1 protein-coding gene is annotated in these 1137 nt (G+C 44.8%); it reads left to right on the top strand.

Annotation, left to right across the window (positions count from 1 at the left end; translation table 11 throughout):
• Window positions 1-1137, top strand: a 1137-nt coding sequence (tuf, locus tag WA249_RS18880) for an elongation factor Tu (protein ID WP_336170938.1), incomplete at its 5' end; no start/stop codon positions are given.

Raw genomic sequence — 1137 nt, 5'->3', positions numbered from 1 at the left:
GGTCACGTTGACCATGGTAAAACAACTTTAACTGCTGCGATTGCAACTATTTGTGCAAAAACTTACGGCGGTGAAGCGAAAGATTACTCACAAATCGACTCAGCACCTGAAGAAAAAGCACGTGGTATTACAATTAATACTTCACACGTAGAATACGATTCTCCAATCCGTCACTACGCTCACGTAGACTGCCCGGGCCACGCCGATTATGTTAAAAACATGATTACTGGTGCTGCTCAGATGGACGGCGCGATCCTTGTATGTGCTGCGACTGATGGTCCAATGCCACAAACTCGTGAACACATCCTTCTTTCTCGTCAGGTTGGTGTACCTTACATCATCGTATTCTTGAACAAGTGTGACCTTGTTGATGATGAAGAATTACTTGAATTAGTAGAAATGGAAGTTCGTGAACTTCTTTCTACTTATGACTTCCCAGGTGATGACACTCCAGTTATCCGTGGTTCTGCGCTTAAAGCGTTGGAAGGCGATGCTGGTCAATATGGTGAGTCTTCAGTTCTTGCTCTTGTTGAAGCGCTTGATTCTTACATTCCAGAACCAGAACGTGCTATCGATAAAGCATTCTTAATGCCAATCGAAGACGTATTCTCTATCTCTGGTCGTGGTACAGTAGTAACTGGTCGTGTAGAAGCTGGTATCGTGAAAGTAGGCGAATCAGTTGAAATCGTTGGTATCCGTGATACTCAAACAACTACAGTTACTGGCGTTGAAATGTTCCGTAAACTTCTTGACGAAGGTCGTGCGGGCGAGAACTGTGGTGTTCTTCTTCGTGGTACTAAGCGTGAAGACGTACAACGTGGTCAAGTACTTGCTAAACCAGGTACAATCAAGCCACACACTAAATTCGATGCAGAAGTATACGTACTTTCTAAAGAAGAAGGTGGTCGTCATACTCCATTCCTTAACGGCTACCGTCCACAGTTCTACTTCCGTACAACTGACGTAACTGGCGCAATCCAATTACAAGACGGCGTTGAAATGGTTATGCCAGGCGACAACGTTGAAATGTCAGTAGAATTAATCCACCCAATCGCAATGGACCCAGGTCTACGTTTTGCGATCCGTGAAGGTGGTCGTACTGTAGGTGCTGGTGTTGTTGCGAAAGTAACTGCATAA

The organism is Acinetobacter sp. 161(2023) (genome assembly GCF_037027805.1).
In the GTDB taxonomy this organism is placed as follows: Bacteria; Pseudomonadota; Gammaproteobacteria; order Pseudomonadales; family Moraxellaceae; genus Acinetobacter.
Note: the sequence above shows the minus strand (reverse complement) of the source record. Positions and strands in the feature narration are given on the sequence as shown.